The following is a 24,011-nucleotide window of genomic DNA, read 5'->3' on the forward strand; positions in this document are numbered from 1 at the left end:
CCAAAAGTGGCTCAATGGTAGAAGTTTGGAATAAACGATGCGATTTTTTCAATTAGCGCTGTTCGTGTTAGCGCTATTTATTCAATATAGACTCTGGTTCGGCCACAACGGCGTGGAGGATTACACGCGGATTAAATCTGTAGTTAAATCGCACCAAGAAACTAACACCAACCTAAGCAAAAGAAATAAACTACTCAAAGCGGATATTGAAGATCTCAAGCTGGGCCTCGAAGGGGTTGAAGAGCGTGCTCGTCATGAGCTTGGTATGATCAAGCCTGGCGAAACCTTCATCCGCGTATTACCTAAAGTACCCCATGAAAAGAAACGATAAATTAGCGGTTATTATTCCAGCTGCCGGTGTCGGCAGTAGAATGCAGGCACAGGTGCCTAAGCAGTATATCCCTTTATTGGGCAAACCTATTTTAGTTCACACATTAGAGAAATTAGCGAAACTGGATGGCGTTGAGCAGTTCATGGTGGCCGTATCGAAAGAAGATAGCTATTTTACTACGAGCTTGCTGCCGGACAGTCGCTTTGGTCACTGTGACGGTGGTAAGGAGCGTGCTGATTCTGTGTTGCTCGCTCTACGAGCGTTAGCTTCGAGTAAGCCTGATTGGGTACTCGTGCATGATGCTGCTCGACCTCTCGTCGCGCTTGAAGACATTCATCACTTGATAGCAAAGTGTGTTAATGAGGGACAAGGTGGCATACTAGCTGCCAGAGTTAAAGATACGATTAAATGTGGTACTGAATTGGTGCAAAAAACGGTGCCGAGAGAGTCTTTATGGCAGGCTTTCACACCGCAAATGTTTAAGTATGAAGAGTTATTGGCGGCACTGGAGCTTGGGTTAGCGCAAGGCGCTAATATTACAGATGAAGCGTCAGCGATGGAATTACAAAAAAAACCAGTTCAGTTGATAGCCGCACGCACAGATAATATTAAGATCACCACTCCGGAGGATTTACCTCTGGCGGAGTTTATTATTCAACAACAAGGTAAGCAGCATGATTAGAATTGGCCACGGATTTGATGTTCATAAATTTGGTGGTGCTGGACCGCTGACAATTTGTGGCGAAAAAATTCCTTATGAACAGGGGTTTATCGCTCACTCTGATGGAGATGTGGCGATTCATGCGTTATGTGATGCTTTATTAGGTGCGCTCGCACTTGGAGACATTGGTAAACACTTTCCTGACACCGCGAGTGAATTTGAAAATATAGACAGTCGTATTTTGTTGCGCCGTGTTATGGAACAAGTGAAGGCTCGAGGTTATCAAATTGGGAATATTGACGTCACCATTGTAGCTCAAGCGCCGAAAATGCGACCTCATATCGATGCGATGCGCGGTAATATTGCGACGGACTGTGAAACCCAACTAGACCAAGTTAATGTGAAAGCAACTACCACAGAAAAACTGGGGTTTGAGGGGCGCAAAGAAGGGATCTCAAGTCACGCAGTCGTGCTGTTGGTTAAAACATGAAGACATTAAATTATCTATATGGTAAACCCCTCTCTGATGGTGACTTCAAGTCACAACCAGAGGACTTTCGGGTTGACGAGATCTTAGACATACCTTTTACTGGTGAAGGTGAGCATGTTTGCTTACAAATCATCAAAAAGGGCGAAAATACCGCATATGTGGCGAAGAAATTAGCAGAGTTTGCGCAGCTCCCTCCTCGTGAGGTGAGTTATGCTGGTATTAAAGATAGGCATGGTGTTTGTACCCAATGGTTTAGTGTACCGGTGCCAATAAAAAAACCTTTGGACTTTAGCGCGCTCAATAGTGACTCAATCTTTATTGTAAAACAGGTAAGACATAACCGAAAACTGAAAACAGGCTGCCATAAAGGTAATCGTTTCGCCATTACGTTACGTAACGTCACTGAGCCACTCGATATTTTGTCTCGTATTAACGCAGTACGTCAGGGAGTCCCAAATTACTTTGGGGAGCAGCGTTTTGGTCATGATGGTCACAACCTTGATATGGCACAGAGATTGTTTGATGGTGAAAAAATTCGAGATAAAAAGCTCAGAGGCCTGGTTTTGTCCGCGGCGAGGTCACACCTTTTTAATCAAGTCGTGAGTCGTCGAGTTGCTGAACATGGCTTGGCAACCACCTGGCATCGTGAAATATTCCTTTTAAATGGCAGTAATGCTTTTTTTGAATCAGATATTGATTGCGAATTAATAGAACGACTGTTAGGTAACGATATTCTGCTTTCTGCGCCATTAGTTGGTAAAGGTGAAAAAGGGTTACTACCACAAGAGCGAGAGTGGTTGAGTTCATTTTCACAGTGGCATAATGGGTTGGCTGAGTTTGGTATGAAGAATGAGCGTAGAGCACTCAGATTAATGCCACAAGAGTTCAAAGTTAGTATGACCGAACAAAGTTCTATGGTACTTGAATTTAGTTTGCCAAAAGGTACTTTTGCAACCGCTGTGCTCAGAGAGCTTGTCAATCACTGTGATGCTAGTAAGAAATAGTCAAAGTTCCAGGTGAGTAATATTAATTTGCTTAATTGAGTGTAAGCGGACTAGGTTAAGAGAAGATGGTGTGGCAGCGCTACTACCTAAGCTTGCTATTGCCAAGGTACCTACAGTGCTATAGGCAGACTAAAAGTTTGTAACTTCGACGTTTTAAGGATGAGGTCTTTATTGCAGCGAACGTTAAACTTACGCCTGCAAATTGAGTAGGTATAAAAGCAAAACGATATTAACTGGTGCTAGCAGTCATTGTGAAGAGTGCTAATATTAAGTCAACGGCTGGTTCGGCTTGCTTGCAACCTATTGACTAATCAAAATAAAAAATCAGATGGCAACAAGCTACGCATTGCCTGCCAAAGAAGAGGTAAAAATGAAGATCCTATTAAGTAATGATGATGGTGTTCACGCCAAAGGGATTGCTATTTTGTATCAAGCATTGTCTCAGATAGCTGATGTTACGGTGATTGGCCCAGACCGAAACTGTAGTGGTGCTAGCAACTCATTAACGCTTTTAAATCCTTTACGAGCAACGACATTAGATAATGGCTTTATTTCGGTGAATGGCACGCCAACGGACTGTGTTCATTTAGGTGTCAGCAAACTTACTGATGAATTGCCTGATTTAGTGGTTGCAGGTATTAATAATGGCGCCAATCTTGGTGATGATACGCTATATTCAGGAACCGTTGCTGCTGCGACTGAGGGACGGCATTTAGGGCTACCTGCCATTGCGGTATCACTGTGTTCAAAAAATGAAGCGCACTATGAAACCGCCGCACATGTGACAATAGAGATCATTAAAAAGTTGGCAAATCACCCACTGCCAAAAGACCAAATCATTAATATCAATGTACCAGATATTCCCCTTGATGAACTCAAGGGAATAAAAGTAACGCGTTTGGGAGCGCGTCACAAAGCTGACACGATGACAGAGCAAATAGATCCTTGGGGTAGAAGCGTATATTGGTACGGCACTCTTGGGCGTGAAAGTGATGCTGGAGAAGGGACTGATTTTCATGCAGTGAATAATGGTTATGCTGCAATTACTCCGTTAAAAGTTGATATGACCGCTCACGAAAGCTTAGATGCAGTGGCTAGCTGGTTATTGTAGAGGCGCGTGTGCTGAATAATTATCAGGGCAGCGCCAATGCGCTAGTGGCGCTGTTAAAACAACAAGGAGTTGTAGACAAACAAATACTTGAGGTAATGGCAAGTACCCCAAGGCACTTGTTTGTCGACGAAGTGTTGAAGCATAAATCTTATGAAAACACAGCGCTTCCTATTGGACAAGGACAAACTATTTCTCAGCCTTTTATTGTCGCAAAAATGACTGAAGTATTGAAACAAGTTGGCGTAAAGGGAAGTATATTAGAGGTTGGTACTGGCTCTGGATATCAAACTGCTATTCTTGCACAGGTTTTTGAGCAGGTATTTAGCATAGAGCGAATTAAATCATTACAGTGGCAAGCTAGAAGACGGCTTCACTTATTAGATTTATACAATGTCACAATGAAGCATGGGGATGGGTGGAAAGGTTGGCCATCAAAAGCCCCGTTTGCTGGCATTATTGTCACCGCAGCAGCACAATCGGTGCCTGATGACTTACTTGCTCAGCTACAAGACGGAGGTGCAATGATCATCCCAATCGGTGTTGAGACGCAAACGTTGACTTTATTTGTCAAAAAGGGAGAGCAATATATTCGTCATGCCTTAGCGCCAGTACGCTTTGTACCTTTGGTTGCCGGTGAAGTGAGTTAGACAATAATATACAGCCGATGTCAAAAACTCTAGCTACTTATCCGAAGCTCAGGCTGTTTACTACTCAACTGCGCTCAAATTAATTTAAGCAAATAGCGTAAAGGCGGCCTTCAAATTAGATAATCTGGACTCGAGATATTGATACCAATTAGCCTTAATACTTGCACAATTTGAAGGGGGAAATCTGACGCTAACAGCGTTAAAAAATTCTTATTTAGAACAACTAAATAGCAAAATTTTTGTCTGGCTTCCACGGAGGTTGCTATCGCAGCGTTAGTAGAATGCGGGAGTAGTGTTATTGACAAGATTTCCTTGCCTTAAAAAAGCAAACTTTACTAAGATAATTGATATAAATTGTTCTCGAGTAGCTGCAATCCCATACTACTGCGTTTAGCTTGTTTGCAATAGGCTAGCTATTGACGCAAAAGCTTGCCTTAGATTAAGAAGTAGTCTCAAGCCAGAGTAATAGTACACCTGTTGAGCTTAGGTCTTTAGTTGACTCGAGTCCAAGTTAAATTAAGGACAAGTTGTAGCTTTGACTTTTAGATGCCGTGAAGCTGAACTCACATAGCAACTACATAAAATATCTCTATTTTTTCCAGTAAAGTGTGAAAATACAATAAATTTAAGTTAGATTAATATGAAAGTAGTCCTTATTCATACTGGAAAATATAAGTAATGCGCAAGCCTAGGGTCATTATATCGATTTGTTTAAGCGGCTTGCTTGTTGCTTGTTCATCAAATCATACCCCAGCACCTGTTACTACATTGTATTCTGGTAAGACCACTTCGACACATAAAATTAATATAAACGGAAGTAGTTACAAAGTTAAAAAAGGCGATACTTTATTTGCAATTGCATTTAGTGCTAACAAAGATGTAAGAACGCTTGCGAAAATCAATAAAATTAAGCCCCCGTACACTATCTATCCGAATCAAATTATACGCTTAGAGTATCCAGTAAATAAGAATAAAAAGAACAATAAATATACAAAAGTAAACCGCAAGTCTCAGTCTTTAAAACAAAAAAGTAACAAAATCGCTAAAAAAGAGCTTGATAAGCCAAAACAACGAGAGTATGTTCAAAGACAAGCCACACAAAAATCTAATAGTGCCAAGGCTTTGTATAATAATAAGGTACTATGGAAATGGCCGACTGAAGGAAAGGTAACACGTCAGTTTTCAGTTAAAGAAAACGGTTACAAGGGTTTAGAAATCTCTAATAAACCTGGTACTTCAGTAAGGGCTGCTGCTGGCGGTGTAGTTGTATATGCAGGGAGCGCACTGCGAGGATACGGTAATTTAATCATTTTGAAACATACAGATGATTATCTAAGCGCCTATGCTCATAACGCTAAGTTACTCGTCAGGGAACAGCAAAAAGTTAAAGTTGGGGAAAAAATTGCCGAAATGGGTAGTACAGACGCTTCTAAGACGGCACTGAGGTTTGAGATCCGTTTTAAAGGCCAAGCTGTAAACCCGGCAAAATACTTGCCATAAAGTATGTGAGTACATCGATTAGGTCGAGTACCCGTACTTTTATTCGCTTGGGGAGAATACTTATGGCTCACACTGCAAAATTACCTACAAAATCAACTCCAGAGTTAGATAAGTTTGACGATGACAACATCGACGAACCAAAAGATGAATTGCTCGAAGATCTCGAAGATGACGAAGATGTTTTTGCCAAAGAAGAAGTGGTTAAAAACTTGGACGCTACTCAGCTTTATTTAGGTGAAATTGGATTTTCCCCTCTGCTCAGTGCAGAAGAAGAAGTGTATTTTGCACGCAAGGCACTCAGAGGCTGTGAAGCTTCACGCAAACGGATGATTGAGAGCAATTTAAGGCTAGTTGTGAAAATAGCGCGCCGTTACAACAACCGTGGCTTAGCTTTACTTGACCTGATTGAAGAGGGGAACCTGGGGCTCATAAGAGCTGTAGAAAAATTTGACCCGGAACGCGGGTTTAGATTTTCTACCTATGCAACTTGGTGGATCCGCCAAACCATCGAGCGAGCGATAATGAATCAGACTCGCACTATTCGTTTACCAATCCATGTCGTAAAAGAGCTCAATGTGTATCTGCGTACAGCTCGAGAGTTGACGCAAAAGTTAGATCATGAACCCACTGCGGAAGAAATCGCTGAGTGCCTCGATAAACCAGTCGAAGAAGTCAGTAAGATGCTACGTTTGAATGAGAAGATCACCTCAGTAGATACGCCTATTGGTGGTGAAAATGACAAAGCACTGCTCGATATTATCGCGGACGAAAAGGGTGGTGGTCCAGAAACTGAAGTACAAAGCAATGATATTAATAAGCATATCGTTGACTGGCTTGGTGAACTTAATCCAAAGCAGCGAGAAGTGTTGGCAAGACGCTTTGGTCTACTTGGCTATGAACCATCTACGCTTGAAGATGTTGGCCGCGAAATAGGCTTAACTAGAGAGCGTGTAAGACAAATCCAAGTAGAAGCACTGAGACGTTTAAAAGACATTTTACAGCACGAAGGGCTGAGCACAGACAGTTTATTTGAACAACAGTAAAATTAGTATTATGAAAAAAGCCGCAATTTTGCGGCTTTTTCGATTTTCTAGCTAAAAAGCTGGACAATAGAAAGCGATTATAAGCTTTCTATCTTAGCTTTTTGTTCAAGTAGCTTTGTTTTCGCATCGCTAAACTCAGCTAATTTCGCTTTTTCTTTAGCAAGTACTGCTTCAGGTGCATTGCTTACAAACTTTTCGTTCGCAAGTTTTTTCTCAACCTGAGCTAGGCCTTTTTCTGCTTTTTCAAGCTGTTTAGCAATACGCGCAAGCTCTGCTTCAACATCAATCAGGCCTGCCATTGGGATCATAATCTCAAGGTCGCCAATAAATGCAGTTGCACAAGCTGGTGCTTCGTCTTTGCTTGCGAGTAAGTCTACTGTTTCCAGTTTCGCTAATGCGCTTAAGAAAGCTTGATTTTCTTCTAGACGACGCTTGTCTTCGTCGCTTGCACCAGCAAGTAACACGTTTAACGGCTTACTTGGGCTGATATCCATTTCACCACGAATATTACGGACAGCGATAATAAATTGCTTCACCCACTCAAGGTCTGCCATCGCTTGCGCATCAACTTTGCTTTCGTCAAATACAGGGAAGGCTTCAAGCATAATTGTCTTTGCTTCGACCCCAGCGATTGGTGCTACACGTTGCCAAATGGTCTCTGTGATATAAGGCATTAGTGGGTGCATCAAACGAAGTAAGCCTTCCAACACGGTAATAAGCGTATGGCGTGTACCACGCTGCTGTGCTTCATTGCCTTTAAACAGAATTGGCTTTGTTAGCTCAAGATACCAGTCGCAGAATTGGTTCCATGTGAACTCATAAATCGTATTTGCTGCAAGGTCAAAACGGTAGTTATCTAAGTGCTCAGAGAACACCTTAACCGTATTTTGGAATTGCCCTAAAATCCAACGATCGGCAAGAGAATACACTTTTTCGTTCTCATTGAAGCCACAGTCTTGTTCTTCTGTGTTCATCAATACATAACGGCTAGCATTCCAAAGCTTGTTGCAGAAGTTACGGTAACCTTCAAGACGATTCATATCCCAGTTGATATCACGTCCCGTTGACGCCATTGCTGCTAGGGTAAAGCGCAAGGCATCTGTGCCGTGTGCTTCAATACCATCGGCAAATGTTTTGCGCGTGTTTTTCTCAATTTTTGCAGCTAGTTGTGGCTGCATCATGTTGCCCGTGCGTTTAGTCACTAGGCTCTCAAGATCGATACCATCAATCATGTCTAGTGGGTCTAACACGTTACCTTTTGACTTAGACATCTTATCGCCATTTTCATCGCGAATAAGGCCAGTCACATAAACGGTCTTAAATGGAACTTGAGGTTTACCATCTTCATCTTTGATGAAGTGCATGGTCATCATGATCATGCGAGCTACCCAGAAGAAGATAATGTCGAAACCAGTAACCAAGGTATCTGAAGGGTGGAATACCTTTAGATCTTCTGTGTTTTCAGGCCAACCTAATGTTGAGAAAGTCCACAGTGCTGAAGAGAACCAAGTGTCTAATACGTCTTCATCTTGTGTAAGTACTACGCTTGCATCAAGGTTATGGTTTTGACGTACTTCTACTTCGTCACGGCCAACATATACATTACCTTCATTATCATACCAAGCTGGGATCCTGTGGCCCCACCAAAGTTGACGGGAAATACACCAGTCTTGAACATCACGCATCCAAGAAAAGTACATGTTCTCGTATTGCTTAGGTACGAATTGAATATCACCATCTTCTACCGCTTTTACCGCAGGCTCTGCAAGAGGAGCTACGCGAACATACCACTGATCGGTAAGTAGTGGCTCGATAACTACGCCAGAGCGGTCGCCGTAAGGCACAGTTAGGCTGTGGTCGTCGATTTTCTCAAGTAGACCAAGCTGCTCAAACTCGTCAATAATTAGCTTGCGCGCATCGAAACGGTCAAGGCCGTGGAAACGCTCTGGAATTGGGGCATCCATCGCTTCAAGTGGCTTACCATCAAAAGTAAAGCACTCACCCGTATTCAGAACAGCTGCGTCTTTGTTGAACACGTTGATCATTGGCAGCTCATGACGCTTACCAACTTCGTTATCGTTAAAGTCGTGCGCTGGTGTGATCTTTACGCAGCCTGTACCTTTCTCCATATCCGCATGTTCATCAGCAACGATAGGGATGCGACGGTTGACGATAGGAAGTAGAATTTCTTTGCCAATTAAGTCTTGGTAACGTTCATCATCCGGGTTTACTGCAACACCAGTGTCACCTAGCATGGTCTCTGGACGTGTGGTTGCTACGATAATGTAGTCTTTACCATCTTTAGTGGTTACGCCATCCGCAAGCGGGTAGCGCAAATTCCACATATGACCCTGTTTATCTTTGTTTTCAACTTCTAAATCAGAAATCGCAGTGTGTAATTTTGGATCCCAGTTAACAAGGCGCTTACCGCGGTAGATTAAGTCATCTTGATATAGGCGCACGAATACTTCTTTTACCGCTTCAGACAGGCCATCGTCCATGGTAAAACGTTCTCTATCCCAATCTACAGATGCACCTAAACGGCGTAACTGTTTGGTGATTGTGCCACCTGATTGCTCTTTCCATTCCCAGATTTTATTGATGAATTCGTCACGGCCTAAATCATGGCGTGATTTACCTTCTTCGGCTGCAAGCTTACGCTCAACCACCATCTGAGTTGCAATACCTGCATGGTCAGTGCCCACTTGCCAAAGCGTGTTCTTGCCTTTCATACGCTGGTAGCGGATCAACGTGTCCATGATAGTGTCTTGGAACGCGTGGCCCATGTGTAGACTACCTGTGACATTCGGCGGTGGGATCATAATCGAGTATGCGTCACCATTGCCTGATGGCTTAAAGTAGCCATTTGACTCCCAGTCTTGATACAAAGACTGTTCAATATCTTGTGGATTGTAGGTTTTATCCATTACACAGAACCCTAAAAATGCTATTTCTCAATGTCTTCAGTGGAAATTGTTGCGCCAAGTGCACGAAGTTGCTTAAAGCGTTCTCGCGCGGCTTGCTTAGCGCTGGCTTCAACAGGCACAAAATCTATCACCTGCTCAAAGCGACGAATAAAGTCAGGGATGACCCGAGCCAGATTAATGAGCACGGGGCGACGAGCAGCAGGAGGCATAGTGCCAATTTCCACTGGTGCGCCGCCTTTGGGGCCTTCGCCTTGTAAGTTGTGGGGCACAAATCTGTCTGCGTCAAAACACCAAAGATGCTCATCGAATAAATGAGCGTCGTCAGTATTATCCACGTTAACAAAGATACGGTGTCCAGCTTGATATAAGCTCGCCGCAGTTTGTGCTGCCAGATCAAAATGAGCCGGAACGCTAACCCCCGGCTCATCGTTTTGTTTTAACACGTAAAAGCGCGCTTTGATAGTCATGATAATAATACCAATTGCGAGGAGTCCTGAGGTTTGCCACAGACTCCACAGCTGCTCAATATCTGTAATGTTTTTACTGTGATTGAGTAGACTAATAAAGTTAGTATGCGCGGCTTAGTTTAAAACTAAATATAGCGCCATATAAATGCACATAAATAAGGCTGTATTCTGCCATATAAAGGCAATACCATCAATCAAGAACCAAACTAAGCAGAATAAAATATAATAAGTGGTGGGGATCGCCGACTTGGGAAATTTAAGTACTCTGTAGCCTTCGGTTATGATGGGGAAATAGGCCGTGATTTGATGTCGCGAACTTGCTTAAACAAGTTCGCGACCAAAAGTGTTAATCTTGCTGTGCATCTGTGATATTGGCGCGATTCAGTAAATATTGCATCAGCATAGGCACAGGACGGCCCGTGGCGCCTTTGTTTTTGCCGCTACGCCATGCGGTACCCGCGATGTCTAAATGCGCCCAGTTGTATTTTTTAGTAAACTTAGATAAGAAGCATGCTGCTGTGATTGTGCCAGCTGCACGACCGCCTAAGTTAGTAAAGTCTGCAAATGGGCTTTCTAACTGCTCTTGATAATCATCCCAAAGTGGCAGTTGCCATGCTCTGTCACCACTTTGCTCAGATGCTTTGAGTAAATCATGGGCTAGCGGGTTGTGGTTAGATAACAAACCTGTGGCATGACTGCCAAGTGCGACAATGCAGGCACCAGTGAGTGTTGCAACATCTACAACCGTCTCTGGCTCGAAGGCTTCAACATACGTTAAGGCATCACATAGCACCAACCTACCCTCGGCATCCGTGTTAAGTACTTCAACGGTCTGGCCAGACATAGTTGTTAGAATGTCGCCAGGGCGATAAGCATCGCCGCTAGGCATGTTTTCACAGCCTGCTAATACACCTATGACGTTAAGTGGTAGCTGCATTTGTACTACTGCGCGCATCAAACCAAGCACGCCAGCGGCACCCCCCATGTCGTATTTCATTTCGTCCATGGCTTCTCCTGGTTTTATAGAGATGCCACCGGAGTCGAAAGTGAGCCCTTTACCCACGAATACGATTGGTGCTTGCCCTTCATCACCACCATTATAGTGGATCACCGACATCACCGACTCGTTATGGCTGCCACGGCCAACCGCTAGGTAAGAGTGCATACCCAGCTCTTCCATTTCTTGTTCGCCAACAAGGTTTACCGTCACATTATCAAAGTCTTCAGCCAATTGTTGTGCCTGCTCACCTAAATAGCGTGGGTTACAGATATTTGGTGGCATATTTGCTACGTCTTTACACAGCTTGCTTCCCGCGGCGATCGCTAGGCCATGTTCAATCGCGCTTTCACCAATAGTTAGTTCACGGCGTGTGGGGACGTTAAACACTATTTTGCGAAGTGGGCGTCTTGCTTCGCTCTTTTTACTCTTTAATTGATTAAAGGTATATAAACAGTCTTGTGTGGTCTCAACAGCTTGGCGAACTTTCCAATAGGTGTCACGGCCTTTTACATGTTGTTCTGTTAAGAAACATACCGCTTCCATTGAGCCGGTTTCATTCAATGTATTGATGGTCTTTGAGATGATTTGTTTATATTGCTTGTCGTCTAATTCTCTTTCTTTACCACAGCCGACCAATAAAACACGTTCACTTAACACGTTAGGAACATGGTGCAGCAGTAAAACTTGTCCTGGTTTGCCTTCAAGATCACCACGTCTGAGTAAGTTGGAGATGTAGCCTTCGCTTATTTTATCCAGCTGTTCACCAATTGGTGAGAGACGGCGTGGTTCATATACACCTACAACAATACATGCGCTGCGCTGTTTCTCTGGACTACCACTTTTAACGCTGAATTCCATTGCGACTCCTGAGTCTTTGTTATGTCTTTTTGAACTTTTGATGTCAACACACTTTCCTACATTAAAGTCGTGATTATGCTTTAACCTTAGGTAGGATATTGCGTTACATTGACATATAATAAACTGACTAAAATAATCAGTTTACTCAATTTTTCCCACTATTCCAGTGAAACGAGACGTTTTATAGGGACGAACATTGCTTATTTTCCGCTATTTAACGGGTGAGGTACTAAAATCTCAGATTGCGGTTTTTCTCACCCTAATGACAATTTTTTTGTCACAAAAGTTTGTACTCATTCTGAGCTCTGCATCTGAAGGAGGTATACCCGGTAAGTTAGTGCTTGCTATGCTAGCCTTGAAATTGCCGCAACTTGCTGGCTACATTTTACCGCTGAGCCTCTTTCTTGGGATAATTCTTGCGTACAGTCGCATCTATGCTGACAGTGAAATGACAGTATTAAAAGCCTGCGGGGTAAGCGAATGGTATGTTGTGCGAGTGACGTTGGTGTCTAGCGCCTTCTTTGCGTTACTTGCGGCTTGCGTGAGCATGTATATAGCGCCATGGGCCAGTGAAAAAGAGTATCAGCTAAGAGAGCAGGCTGATGCCGAGTCAGGGTTATCTGCCCTTCGTGCAGGTAGGTTTCAACAAACCGGAAACGAAAAAGCGGTGGTATTTGTCCATGGGATCAGCGATCAGGGACGTGAACTAAACAAAGTATTTGTAGCACAACTCCCTGAAAAAGATTCCAATCAGGCTGCACGCTTAGTGTATGCCCAAAAAGGCGAAGTCATAGAATTAGAGACCGGTGAGCAGCAGCTGTTGCTTCATGACGGTAAACGCTACGAAACCGATGGTTTCAGTCAGGCGCTAAGTAGAACTGAATTTGGTAGCTATCAAGTGCAAATTAAAGAACAAGAAATAGAGCATCAGCGTCGAAAACTAGAGGCTATTCCTAGTCTACAGTTACTAGAAATGGATACGCCTGAAGCCAAAGCACAATTTCAGTTGAGACTGTCAGTACCTATTTCTATTTTGTTGCTAACTCTGCTCGCAGTCCCACTGAGTGTGGTTAACCCAAGGCAAGGCAAATTTGCGAAATTGGTTCCTGCTATCGCATTATATTTGGGCTATTTTATCCTCCTCAATGCCGGTAAATTTTTACTAGCGGAAGAAAAAGTTCCTGCATCTGTTGGTTTATGGTGGATCCACCTATGTGTACTATTTATTGGTGTTTATTTAATCGCTAAGGGACGGCCGTTTGGTGTTTGGGTGCGATCGGTATTTATGAAGCGGGAGACAACGGCATGATGAAGACACTAGATTGGTATCTAGGCCGAAGTATTCTGCAAACTACTGGGTTTGCACTGCTGGTATTTGTGGGTATTAATACCTTAATCAAGTTTATTGAACAGTTGCGCTCTGTGGGTCGTGGAAGCTATGACCTGCTTGGTGCGATGTTATATACCCTTTATAGCATGCCCAGTGATGTCGTGGTGTTTTTTCCTATGGCGGCATTAATAGGTGGCTTAATTGGGCTTGGCGCGTTGGCATCTAGCAGCGAACTTATTGTGATGCAGGCCGCTGGTTGGTCACGCCTGCAAATTATAATGTCAGTAATGAAGACCGCGGTGGTACTGGCGTTATTTATGATGGCTTTAGGAGAGTGGGGCGCTCCTAAGGCAGAGCAAACTGCAAAAAAGCTCAAAAATGAAGCTATCTACGGTGGTGAAGTTTACAGTGCTCAGCGTGGTGTTTGGGCTAAAGACGGGAGCAATTTCATCAACATCAGTAATGTTGAAAAAAGTGGGCAATTAAAAGACATTGCCATCTACTACTTCGACGATTCGCTAACTCTTGCAAAAATTGTGCGTGCGCAATCGGCACAAAGCACCCCGAGTGGCTGGCAATTGCAGGATGTTGAAGAAGTGCTTTTGAGTCAGCAGCAAATCACTACTCACTATTCCAAATCCATGTTGTATGAATCTGAGTTAAGTGAGGACAGGCTTGGCGTAGTCTCAGTAGAACCAGACGCGCTATCTTTTACGGGGTTATGGTCGTTTTTAGCGTATTTGAAACAAAATGAGCAAGACGCAAGTAGTTACGAGCTGGCGCTATGGCGTAAGGTGATGCAGCCGCTGACGATAGGGGTGATGCTGTTGGTCGCACTTTCTTTTATTTTTGGGCCTCTTAGAACAGTAAGCATGGGAGCCAGAATTATCATGGGGGTGATCACTGGTTTAGCATTTCATTTGAGTAATGAAATTTTTGGCCCCATCGTGATGGTGTATCAAGTGCCTCCCGTTGTTGGGGCGCTGATGCCAAGTTTATTATTCATTGGATTGGCAATACATCTACTAAAAAGACAAAATTAATACCAATTTGCTAACTTTACTCCCTTAAATTTAGTTGGTATTCATGCTGATTGGTATTACCTTTTCAGCTAAAAAATATAGGCCTTCAAGTGAGGCCTATATTTTTGCACACAGAATAACGGTTATTGCTGAGCGAAAATTCAGTCCAAGCTGTTGTATACCTTTTTATTTTCTTCTTTACTTAATACGATAACTTGCGTTCCACAGAGCAAATCTTGCAGCGATCTTTTCTTCTTAAAGTCGATTAACACTAATAAATTGCCAAGCCCAAGTAGAGCACATAAGCTTCTCGCAATTGCGGTTGGCCAAGTTAATAACTCACCATTATGTGTTTGTACTTTTAAGCGCCAAGCTCGCATACCGATAGTCTGGCCGCTCTTTGTCCAGAAATAAGCGAAAAATAGTACAGATACAGCCACTAGTAAGACTGTTCTTGCCGTATATAAAATTGGGGTTGCTTGGATCAAAGCAGACACATCTTCATGGCTACCTAGTGACAAGAGCCCAAATGAAATAAATCCATTAATAATAAGCAGAAATACAATAGTCGTAAGCATGGCAAATGCAATTACAACTAAGCTGTCGTATATAAGTGAAGCCAAACGGCGTGCAAAGTTCGCAGGAACGATGTTGGACATAACAACTCTCATCATTACAAGGTTGACGCGTATTCTACACATAAACGTGTAAAACGTTTACTCAATTACATTAACTAATGGCCTAGCAATACGTTACCTTTATCATTTTTACAGCAATAAAGTTGACGTTTGGCTGAAATCTAGCATCTTGTGTGCAAATAACAAGCAGTTAACGCGATATTGCAAAAAAATTACTTGCCGTTCTGCATCGCCTTTGTATAATGCAAAGCATAGAGACGAAGGCAAATAAAAAAAGCCCAAGCTCAAAGTGGTTTTTCTTTATTTTCTCTTGTTTTAGAAGATGAAAGAAAAATTATGCCAGTGTGATGGAATTGGTAGACATGACGGATTCAAAATCCGTTGCCTTCGGGCGTGGCGGTTCAAGTCCGCCCACTGGTACCACTTTTTATAACCCTTGCTTTTTAGCAAGGGTTTTTTTATGCCTCGAATTTGTGCATTGAAAATAGCGGTGTCGAACTCACAGCAAGTGGATAGCGCCACGCAGGTTGCGCAAATATGAGTTTAGCGTTGACTGTGTGGCTAAGTGTTAGCCCGTATCGCGTTCTGAAAATGCGAAGCCAAACCATAATAACGCAGGCCAGAATAGATAAGATAAAATTTCTAAATTTTCGAAAAAGCTGTAGCAGATTAGTACAGTGAGCAAGCAAAACGCAATTTGCGAGGTTTTTGAGGTTTGTGCGTGCCATAAAAAATAAAGCGCTGATATAATCATCGGAATAGCCAGTGCGAATGCACCGACTAACCCCTTAACAAATAGCAGTCCGTACCAACTATGATGCGACCCTATCGGCATAAACTCAACCATCTTAGGCCCTCTTTCAACAATGCCATGCCCCCAAATCGGTGCTTCGGCCTGCCAGCGTTGGATAGCAATATTGGCAAGCGCCTGTCTGACTCGGGTAGAGCCTGGTCTTTGTTGCTTTATGGCTTCATAAGAGTCCATGATGGCGTTATAAATAGGTTCTCCCAAGAGTAAGATGGTCGGCACAATAACTCCAAGGCAGATAAGGAGCCATGGCTCTTTTAGTTTGTCGCTAAAAATCACAAGTGGAAAAAGCATAATAAAAATAGCTATGCCGGCTCTTGATTGAGACAACAGTAACATAGCCCAGCACCCTGCAATTGCCCAGCGGCGTATTCGTTTGTTTTTTTCTTGTAAACAGAATACTAAATACGTACATGCCATAAAGCCAGCAGCAGGTGCCCATGGGGTGAAAAAGCGCCAACGTCCAGCCCCTGTTTCGGGGTTGATACCATAAAAACTCACCATAAAGAAACTTTCGCCTGGGCCTCCTATCACTTTTAACGGAGACAAAAATATATCTCCGGGTAATCTGACAATGTAAAAAGCAAGAGAAACTAGCGCAAAGATAAAAGTATGAATCGCAATAATACAAACGCCACGGACAACAACTTCTTTACGGATCTGTGCAAGATTTGCAATCAATGGGAAAATTGCCAGTAGTGCCCAGCCTTTCATCCACCCTATTGACGATTTTATTGTTTGTGGCAGCCCGAGAGACCACTCACTATGTGCCATTAGTAAGGCTACAAGCATGACTAACATAGCGATGAGCCAGAGCCAAACCATGAACGAAATGGGAGTATATTTGCGATGTGTCTGGACATACATACGCAGCATTATAACAAATGCGATTATCCACCCGATTACTGAACCCATCACGTATAGCATACCCAATAAAAACATCGGGTAGGTAAGAACAAGCCCAGCCCACACCAGCATCTCTTCGGTACTGATGAAGCGCTTGTCCTGCCCTGGCAAGGCGGCTTTCATTAACATCATTAGCTCCTTGTTTGGTTGTCCTGATTAGCTGCGTCTAGTCTGGCTTTTGCAAAATAGCTGACACTATCTCTCTGCGCTTGTTCACCATGAGCATGCCCATTGTCAGGAATATCATTGCAGCTAATGCTGCCGCTATCGCAATACTTTTTTTCGGGCTTGAGGCATTGATTGCAAGTGAAGGCGGTGTCATCAATTGGATCACAGGGTATGATGCAAATACGTCTGCTTTGCTTGCTTCTAGGCGAGCAGCTGCTGAAGTAAATACGGCTTCAGCTAAGTCAAACTCTCTTTCTAGCCGATCTAATTCAGCGGCTTCACGTGCATATATTTTGATTTTCTCACTCAATAATTGTGCTGAACTTTCGAGTTCAGAGCGCTTGGCTTCGATGCCTTTTTTGGCAGCAAAAGCGCTTATAAGATCAGCAAACAGTTGCGCTCTATTTGGATTGCTCTCAAGATCCATTGTTTGGAAAGCATGTGCCGCATGTGGGCCTACCAAACCCTCTGAACGTGTGCGAAGGGCTTGTTTTGACTGCTCAAACCTAGCAAGTTCTGCTTTTACTTTTGGGTGTCCTTCATCCCAGCGAGAGCGGTATTCACTTAATTGTGATGAGGACTCTGTAAGTTCAGATAGGTAGGCTCTAAACTCACCATCGGATTGTAAAGCGAAGGCCTGTCCTGCCATAGACGGTGAGACACCAAGGTCAACGCTTAATTGCGTGACATAATATTCAGAGCGGCCAATCTCTGCTTTTGTTATAACAATTTGTTCTTTGAGGTTAGCAAGGGTGGCAATATGTTGTGTTAGCTGGTCTTTGGATACAAGTAAGGAGCGCTGTTGGAAGTCTGTAATATTATTTCTGGCAATGTTAAGGCGCTCTCTGTATTGATCTAACACAGCTTTAATGCTCTCGTCTCTGCGAGATACTTCATCAGCTCTTAAAAATTTAAGTTGCTCCTGCAGTGCGTTGAATAACGCCCATGCTTTTTGCTCTGCCAGCTTGGCTGACGAGGCGCTTATCTCGACATTTAGAATTGACGTTTGCTCAGTAAGTCTCACTTTTGGTCGACCAAAACTTTTTACGTCCATGCTGAGTGATGTTGCTGCACTTTCAAGTAAATTTCTGCTCATCAACATTTCTTTGTAATTGACTCTAGGGTTGTAACCTTTTCCAAAAGGAGCGCTGGTGGATGAAACGACTTGACCTACTTCATCTAGCGATACATTACTATTTGCACCTGTACCGGGTAAAACCATATCTAAATCACTGGTGTATTTTGGGGGCTGTTGTAAATAGAACAAAACCAGCAGAGTGATCACGCAATAGCTGATCAGACAAGTCACCAGGTATGGTCTTCGTAATGTGCGATAGATTGATGCTCTAAAGCGACTATATGGAGTCGTAGTTTGTAAGTGGTTACTCATAACAAGTCCCCCTTAATTTAGAGCCGAAAACGGCGCGATTAAGTCAAGTAGTGTACCCGCGATGTCTCTAAGGTTAGTAACATCAGAGTCGTAGCAAGCAATGGCATCATTTGGCATGACATAGGGGTTAATTAAATCCCGATATGGCATTCTCATTAACTGTTCAACAGAGCGCTCTATTACTTGAGTTTGACCTGTAATTGGGTTATTGCTCACCAACGCCACACGTCGAGGGGCATTAGTGTAGGCTTTGCCACCAACACAGTTTGCAGAGATAGCAGCTTGAAGTAAACGCGTTCCATAGGGTAAGTTGCTAGAAAAACGTCCAATAGCTGCATTGGAGTTGCTCATTGCTGAGTCAATTAAATTTGACATAAACACCCTGAATCCTTTTGGTGTTATTTGTGACGGTCTAACTAAGTGCGGTTGAAAGCAACCAGTACTTGGCACTATCACTTGATCGCCAGCAATCAACGCATAATCTTTAACAGGTTGACCGGTTAGTATGCCGCTGAGGTCAGCTTCAATCTGCCAGCCTTGTCTGATTAGTATCACTTGATCAAGCTTTGCGTCAGGACGGATCCCAGCCGCAGCTCGGATAGCTTCAGACAGCAAGCGTTGGTTAGAATAATCACCAGAGGCACCAATGCGCTCTTCCATTACTTGCTCTGGTAAAGCAGAGTTAATAGTCACTCGTCCGGGTTGAAAAACAGCACCGGACACAGGAACTTCTATCGCTGCCCAATTTAACACTTTAACGCTGACATCAATGGTATAAGCTTTGAATATTTTTGCTTTCGTTAGGGTCAACTCTAATTTTTGTGCTAACTGGTGACTAGTTAAGCCCGACGCTTTTACTGCGCCTGCGACCGGTAAGAAAATGGAACCCGTAGTATCGAGAATATAACGGCCGTTAAAGCCCTCACCATACTCCATGCTCAGTTCTATCAAGTCTCCAGGGCTTAAGGGGAGAGACTCTGATGAAAGTGAAGTGGTGATGGCATGTAGCATTTGTTTTGAGTCAGGTAAGAGTAATGGTTTGTCGACACGAAAATTAGTGGGGGCGGCGAATTGTTGTGCATCAACACAATCAATATTAGTGGCAAACACGGAACTTACGGCTTGGTGTTTGACGGCTTTACCTGTAGCGTTTGGATAGCCATAAAACTGCATATCGTCATCTTCAAGCTCCACTAATGCAGCGTTGTTAGCGCATCCCAGTAATATCCCACTCACAAGGGTAACTGTAAGTATCTTTATCCATGTGGCTTTATGTACATGTTTCATAGTGGGCTCCTTGTGGATGCGTTCACTTTGGTTGTTGCATTAATTAGACCAAGTTAATGGCTTGATACAATCAAAACCCAGTTGTATTACCATCATGTTGTTACTTCACCATTTTATATTAAATAAAAACAATAACTTACTAGTAGTTCGCAGCTAAAGGTTATGTGTAGTGTGCCTTTACGAGTTGCAGCTAAGCTGCTGCGCTGAGAAGCCCACTTTTAATTCTATATTAGTAACTATATGCGGCATTTTGAGATTTGCATTGCAAAATGAAAAAGGCCAGCTGAGCTGGCCATAAGGTCGAGGGCTTATGCGGTAGTGCGTTTTTGTAATAGTCCGATGGTGCGCATCGTTAGTCGCTCAATGGTGGAATAGACTTTATTGGGCAGAATGCACAGCAGTGAGCAACACCAGGTTAATGTAGTTCTGGTTGGTTCTTCTGTGAGTATTCTCCAGTTAGTCCAAATCGCTTGATGAATAAGTTTTAATGCTTGGAATTTATTCCGTGACTGCAATGCTCGGCGGCTGAGATATCTAAGTTGATAGGCCTGAGCTAAAGAACCAAACTGCTCAAAAAACCAAGCATGTTTTTTACTATTTTTATTTATAGCGTACTGCCAGCTTTTGAATTGATTTGTTAAATTAGCAGACAAACCAGATGCGTTTACACGATAAAAAGTCAGTGGTTCTTCAATACCTTCAAATTTCCATTGAGTGTTTAGTGCTATGCGCAGCCATGTCTCGATATCTTCTGACTGTTTTAAATTTTCATCGAAATACTGGCGCCAGCTTCGTTTTCCATCATTAAATGCGATCTGGCTAAGTACATCTTTTCTAATGACAGGCGCAGAACCATTGCCGATAGGATTTCTACATAGTATGGTTTTAGCATTGATGTGCTTAAGTGATGGAAATTGTCCAATACCTAATGGTTTGCTCTGCTCATCGACAAATAAAGAAGGGCAGTAGCTAACCCCTAACTCATAATCACGATCTAAGTGATATACGTGCTTTTCAAGCTTTCTAGGATCCCAAAAGTCATCAGCATCAAGAAACGCAATATATTTACCACGTGCAACACGGATCCCAGTATTTCTAGCCCCGGAAAGTCCTCTATTTGGTTGGCGAACAATTTTTATCCGTGCGTCTTTATAGTCAGTCAAATAGTTCAATGTATTGTCTGTACAGCCATCATCGACACAAATAACTTCAAAATTCTTAAAGGTTTGATTCAACACCGAGCAGATACACTCATCAATATATTTTTCGACGTTGAACATCGGGATAATGACACTTACTTTTGGATACACCTTATTTTTTGAACTTTTCATAGTACTCTCCGATAAGATTTTAAGCTGGATCAGGCTGTAGATATCTTGATGTGATATCAGCCAAAGGAAATAGAAGCCAAACTATGCTGCCGCCTAATAAGGTAACAGCAAGTTGAACGGGTGAACTGGGCATGACAATTGCGACGCTAAGTAGCGAAACGACTAATGCAAACACGCAAAAGTGGCAATCTCGCTTGTACTGTGCTTCGCTTCTTAGCACTGTGGTGTAGGTGTCGACCCATACTGAGCTTACCGCCACAAGACACAGCAACGATGTGGTATCAAAACTGCTTTGCCATTGTGACGAAAATAAAATTGGCACGTATACTGGCACTGCTAGGGCTTGAATCATAAATATGCTTGATACTGCAAACGTTGTTATAAAAATAAGCTTTTGACTATTGTGGTCGCTGTTGTTTTGCAGTGCACGGCGGCATATAAACGGATATAGCGCGCTGGTGTAGGCTTGACTAATCGACATCGCCAGCCCAATTCCTGCGCTTTTTGCAAAACTGTAGATCCCAAATAACTCCGGCGTTAATAACCGTGCTGCGATAAAGGTATCCATGTTTATTCTTAAAGACCGCAATATTTCGCTGATGGCGAGTTGCGATGAGGACTTAAGTAATAAACGAAAGGTGTCTTTGTGATAACTCAGTTTGTGTGAAAGGCAAGGTACGAACGAAAAACACGCGAGCCACAGAAGGGCGAAACACCACTTGGCTATGACTACAGCCATCATGTGCGCATCAAAATAGAGAGCAACAGCAATAGTGACATTTTCAACAATAATGCACGCGCTACTTATTAGGCTAAATAAGCCCATTCTGTTACTACGTTGAAGAAGAAAAACGCGGGTACTTACTGCGGGAAAGGCAAGATATGTGAGTGCCATTAAAGCAACCAAAGCGAATATATCATGCTCTGGAAAAGCCCATTGTGCACTCCATCCTATGGCAATTTGAATGAGACACAGCGACGTACAAAGCAGCCATTGTATCAACAAACCATTTCCTAAAAATAATGGGAGCGATTCATCCGAGGCGCGAATTATTTGCACGCCAGCGCCAGAGCGAAGAAGTAATCTAAGTACTTCATGGATGGTTAGAGCAAGCATCACTGCACCATACTCTGTGGGGGTGAAATACACCGCCATGGCCATGATGCTAAAAAGTCGAGAACCTTTTGCAACGATTTCAGCACCAACCAAATATGAGGTGTTGGATACAAGAATACTTGATGTGCTTTTTGGATTACTCATAGCAGGCGGCCTCTAGAAACTATGGGTATACAGTTCCAAGAAGCATGCCAAATAGAGGTTAAATAGTAATTTTGCTTATTCTATTGATTTTTATTGGTTTTTATTTTTTTTCAGGATGGTGAAGCAAATTTGGAGAGGAAAATCGCACTTTGCGAATTTTATCTTTTGCAAAGTGCAATTCATTTTACGTGTACTAAATTAATGCTATGAAGTCGCCTCTGACCATTGTTGTATCTTTCTATATAAGGTAGAGGGGCTAACTTCTAATAGGCTCGCTGCTTTTACGACATTATCATCACATAAAAGCAATGCTTGTTCAATGGCAACACGTTCAACTTCCGCTAAGGGCGCTACGTTTTTACTCTCTTTTTGAATGCTAGTGGAACCTTGTCCTATCGGTGGAATGTCAGCAGCCTTTGGGTTCAGTTCGGTTTTAGTAACCAAGGGGGTTGGGGTATCACCAGGAAGGTGCGCTTGAACAACATCATAATCTATTAATGGCCCGTCTGACATCACAACAATGCTATGCACAAAGTTTTCTAGTTGGCGCACGTTTCCTGGCCAGTCAAACTGTAATATGAGTTGCTCTGCACGATCAGAGAACCCAACAAAAATTTTATTCTCTAATTCGCTAAATCGTTGTAAAAAGTGTTGTGCCAGTAGTAAGACATCCCGCCCCCTATCATGCAGTGGCGGTAAATCGATAGAAATAACATTGAGTCGATAATATAAATCTTCCCTTAGGTGATTATCTGCAATAGCTTGATAGGGATCTCTGTTGGTAGCACAAACAAAGCGCACATCGACTTTTTCAGTTTTTGCACTGCCCACTTTTTGAAACGAACCAGTTTGCACAAAACGTAAAATTTTAGCCTGTAAAGCAATATCCATTTCTCCTAATTCATCAAGAAACAGAGTACCACCATCGGCCTCGGAAGCTGCGCCATCACGATTGGCAATTGCACCAGAGAAGGCGCCTTTGATATGGCCAAATATTTCAGATTCCATAAGATCTTTAGGGATCGCGGCGCAATTCAAGCATATAAAAGGCTCATTACTGCGTTCACTTGAGTGGTGAATGGCCTCTGCTGCAAGTTCTTTACCCGTACCGCTTGGTCCCGTGATGAATACATTTGCTCTACTTGGTCCTGCTTTTTCTATTGCTCTATATACGGTTTGCATGGCGATAGAATCACCAACAAAGCGATGAAACCCTGCGCGGTATTCGCTTTTGTAGCGTGCGAGGCTAGAGCGCAGCATATTGCGCTCGGCAATCAGCATCTTAGTCTGTAACGCCTGTTCTATCGTTAATTTAATACTATCAATTTCGAATGGCTTTTGCAGGTAGCCCCAGACTTTTCCTTGGTTAATGGCATGGATCAGCCCGTCTAAATCCGTAAATGCAGTAAGCATAATTCGTAAGGTATCGGGGTATCGCTCAGCTACTTTGCCAAGGAACTCTATCCCCGACATATTGGGCATCATTTTATCGGAGATAACGACATCAATTGGACGTTCCTCAAGTAGTGCGAGGCCTTCTTCACCACTGTTTGCTGTAAGAACTTCGTATGGCTCATCTCTTAACGCCCTGATAAGGGAGCGAAGTATAAGTGGCTCATCGTCTACAAATAGCAGCGTAATATTGTGTATTGGTTCCATTAATCTCTCACTACTTTGGCTTTCCTGTACTTATTTATAGCAGCTCAACGGCTATATAATCAAAAAGAAGTGCTGTTTAATTACACATATTTAGTTTTTTATCCGAACTGAAAAGGCTGCGCTTCTTAATACAGAAGCGCAGCTGTCATTGAGGCGAGCAGAGTCTTGGAGA

At 43.0% G+C, this 24,011-nt stretch carries 20 protein-coding genes and 1 tRNA gene; 11 read left to right on the plus strand and 10 right to left on the minus strand.

Annotated features, from left to right (window positions below; translation table 11 throughout):
* Positions 1–37 precede the first annotated feature (37 nt).
* The 8 genes from ftsB (at position 38) to rpoS (ending at position 6,787) form a co-directional block, all read left to right on the plus strand.
* The gene (gene ftsB, locus J8Z24_RS03455; RefSeq protein WP_125250577.1) at positions 38–331 is read left to right on the plus strand and encodes a cell division protein FtsB; all 294 of its coding nucleotides are present in this window, start codon (positions 38–40) and stop codon (positions 329–331) included.
* Positions 315–1,013, plus strand: a complete 699-nt coding sequence (gene ispD, locus J8Z24_RS03460) for a 2-C-methyl-D-erythritol 4-phosphate cytidylyltransferase (RefSeq protein WP_125250576.1) — start codon at positions 315–317, stop codon at positions 1,011–1,013. Before ftsB ends, ispD begins: the two co-directional genes overlap by 17 nt.
* Positions 1,006–1,482: a 2-C-methyl-D-erythritol 2,4-cyclodiphosphate synthase gene (gene ispF, locus J8Z24_RS03465; protein WP_125250575.1), complete on the plus strand. Its 477-nt coding sequence runs from the start codon at positions 1,006–1,008 to the stop codon at positions 1,480–1,482. The genes ispD and ispF overlap by 8 nt, the downstream gene beginning before the upstream one ends.
* Positions 1,479–2,486: a tRNA pseudouridine(13) synthase TruD gene (gene truD / locus J8Z24_RS03470; protein ID WP_252095266.1), complete on the plus strand. Its 1,008-nt coding sequence runs from the start codon at positions 1,479–1,481 to the stop codon at positions 2,484–2,486. The genes ispF and truD overlap by 4 nt, the downstream gene beginning before the upstream one ends.
* Positions 2,487–2,856: 370 nt before the next feature.
* Positions 2,857–3,597: a 5'/3'-nucleotidase SurE gene (gene surE / locus J8Z24_RS03475; protein WP_128730927.1), complete on the plus strand. Its 741-nt coding sequence runs from the start codon at positions 2,857–2,859 to the stop codon at positions 3,595–3,597.
* Between the two features lie 8 nt (positions 3,598–3,605).
* The gene (locus J8Z24_RS03480; protein ID WP_176032462.1) at positions 3,606–4,244 is read left to right on the plus strand and encodes a protein-L-isoaspartate(D-aspartate) O-methyltransferase; all 639 of its coding nucleotides are present in this window, start codon (positions 3,606–3,608) and stop codon (positions 4,242–4,244) included.
* 678 nt (positions 4,245–4,922) lie between these two features.
* Positions 4,923–5,744, plus strand: a complete 822-nt coding sequence (locus tag J8Z24_RS03485) for a peptidoglycan DD-metalloendopeptidase family protein (RefSeq protein ID WP_147391103.1) — start codon at positions 4,923–4,925, stop codon at positions 5,742–5,744.
* Positions 5,745–5,806: 62 nt separating this feature from the next.
* On the plus strand, positions 5,807–6,787 hold the full coding sequence (gene rpoS / locus J8Z24_RS03490; RefSeq protein WP_125250571.1) for an RNA polymerase sigma factor RpoS: 981 nt from the start codon (positions 5,807–5,809) through the stop codon (positions 6,785–6,787).
* Between the two features lie 77 nt (positions 6,788–6,864).
* On the opposite strand, the gene J8Z24_RS03495 is transcribed toward rpoS, so the two are convergent.
* The 3 genes from J8Z24_RS03495 to pepA form a co-directional block, all read right to left on the minus strand.
* Entirely contained in the window at positions 6,865–9,714 is a 2,850-nt protein-coding gene (locus J8Z24_RS03495; protein WP_176032461.1) for a valine--tRNA ligase, read from the minus strand.
* A gap of 20 nt (positions 9,715–9,734) precedes the next feature.
* Positions 9,735–10,181: a DNA polymerase III subunit chi gene (locus tag J8Z24_RS03500; protein WP_125250569.1), complete on the minus strand. Its 447-nt coding sequence runs from the start codon at positions 10,179–10,181 to the stop codon at positions 9,735–9,737.
* Positions 10,182–10,527: 346 nt separating this feature from the next.
* The gene (pepA, locus tag J8Z24_RS03505) at positions 10,528–12,039 is read right to left on the minus strand and encodes a leucyl aminopeptidase (RefSeq protein ID WP_125250568.1); all 1,512 of its coding nucleotides are present in this window, start codon (positions 12,037–12,039) and stop codon (positions 10,528–10,530) included.
* Positions 12,040–12,235: 196 nt separating this feature from the next.
* On the opposite strand from pepA, the gene lptF reads away from it, so the two are divergent.
* Together lptF and lptG are read left to right on the plus strand one after the other, a co-directional pair.
* Entirely contained in the window at positions 12,236–13,348 is a 1,113-nt protein-coding gene (gene lptF / locus J8Z24_RS03510; RefSeq protein ID WP_252095267.1) for an LPS export ABC transporter permease LptF, read from the plus strand.
* Entirely contained in the window at positions 13,345–14,412 is a 1,068-nt protein-coding gene (lptG, locus tag J8Z24_RS03515; protein ID WP_125250566.1) for an LPS export ABC transporter permease LptG, read from the plus strand. The genes lptF and lptG overlap by 4 nt, the downstream gene beginning before the upstream one ends.
* A gap of 140 nt (positions 14,413–14,552) precedes the next feature.
* Here lptG and J8Z24_RS03520 read toward each other — a convergent pair whose 3' ends face one another.
* Entirely contained in the window at positions 14,553–15,050 is a 498-nt protein-coding gene (locus J8Z24_RS03520) for an RDD family protein (RefSeq protein WP_128730892.1), read from the minus strand.
* Positions 15,051–15,367: 317 nt separating this feature from the next.
* Between J8Z24_RS03520 and J8Z24_RS03525 the strand changes: the two genes are divergently transcribed.
* A tRNA-Leu gene (locus J8Z24_RS03525) sits at positions 15,368–15,452 on the plus strand.
* A gap of 145 nt (positions 15,453–15,597) precedes the next feature.
* On the opposite strand, the gene J8Z24_RS03530 is transcribed toward J8Z24_RS03525, so the two are convergent.
* The 6 genes from J8Z24_RS03530 to J8Z24_RS03555 all read right to left on the minus strand — a co-directional run bounded on the left by J8Z24_RS03530 (position 15,598) and on the right by J8Z24_RS03555 (position 23,839).
* Positions 15,598–16,875 carry an O-antigen ligase family protein gene (locus tag J8Z24_RS03530; protein WP_252095268.1) on the minus strand — a complete coding sequence of 426 codons (1,278 nt, stop codon included), beginning with the start codon at positions 16,873–16,875 and terminating at the stop codon, positions 15,598–15,600.
* A 34-nt stretch (positions 16,876–16,909) separates the two neighbouring features.
* Complete coding sequence (locus J8Z24_RS03535) at positions 16,910–18,301, minus strand: GumC family protein (protein ID WP_252095269.1); 1,392 nt, start codon at positions 18,299–18,301, stop codon at positions 16,910–16,912.
* Between the two features lie 12 nt (positions 18,302–18,313).
* Positions 18,314–19,588, minus strand: a complete 1,275-nt coding sequence (locus J8Z24_RS03540) for a polysaccharide biosynthesis/export family protein (protein ID WP_252095270.1) — start codon at positions 19,586–19,588, stop codon at positions 18,314–18,316.
* Between the two features lie 308 nt (positions 19,589–19,896).
* The gene (locus J8Z24_RS03545; RefSeq protein ID WP_128730895.1) at positions 19,897–20,919 is read right to left on the minus strand and encodes a glycosyltransferase family 2 protein; all 1,023 of its coding nucleotides are present in this window, start codon (positions 20,917–20,919) and stop codon (positions 19,897–19,899) included.
* Between the two features lie 19 nt (positions 20,920–20,938).
* Positions 20,939–22,180 (minus strand): oligosaccharide flippase family protein, encoded by a 1,242-nt coding sequence (locus J8Z24_RS03550; RefSeq protein ID WP_128730896.1) that lies wholly within the window; start codon positions 22,178–22,180, stop codon positions 20,939–20,941.
* Positions 22,181–22,384: 204 nt separating this feature from the next.
* Positions 22,385–23,839, minus strand: coding sequence for a sigma-54-dependent transcriptional regulator (locus J8Z24_RS03555; protein WP_252095271.1), 1,455 nt, complete (start codon positions 23,837–23,839; stop codon positions 22,385–22,387).
* Between the last annotated feature and the right edge of the window lie 172 nt (positions 23,840–24,011).

Origin of the sequence: Pseudoalteromonas sp. SCSIO 43201 (assembly GCF_023716725.1) — a bacterium.
GTDB lineage: Bacteria > Pseudomonadota > Gammaproteobacteria > Enterobacterales > Alteromonadaceae > Pseudoalteromonas > Pseudoalteromonas peptidolytica.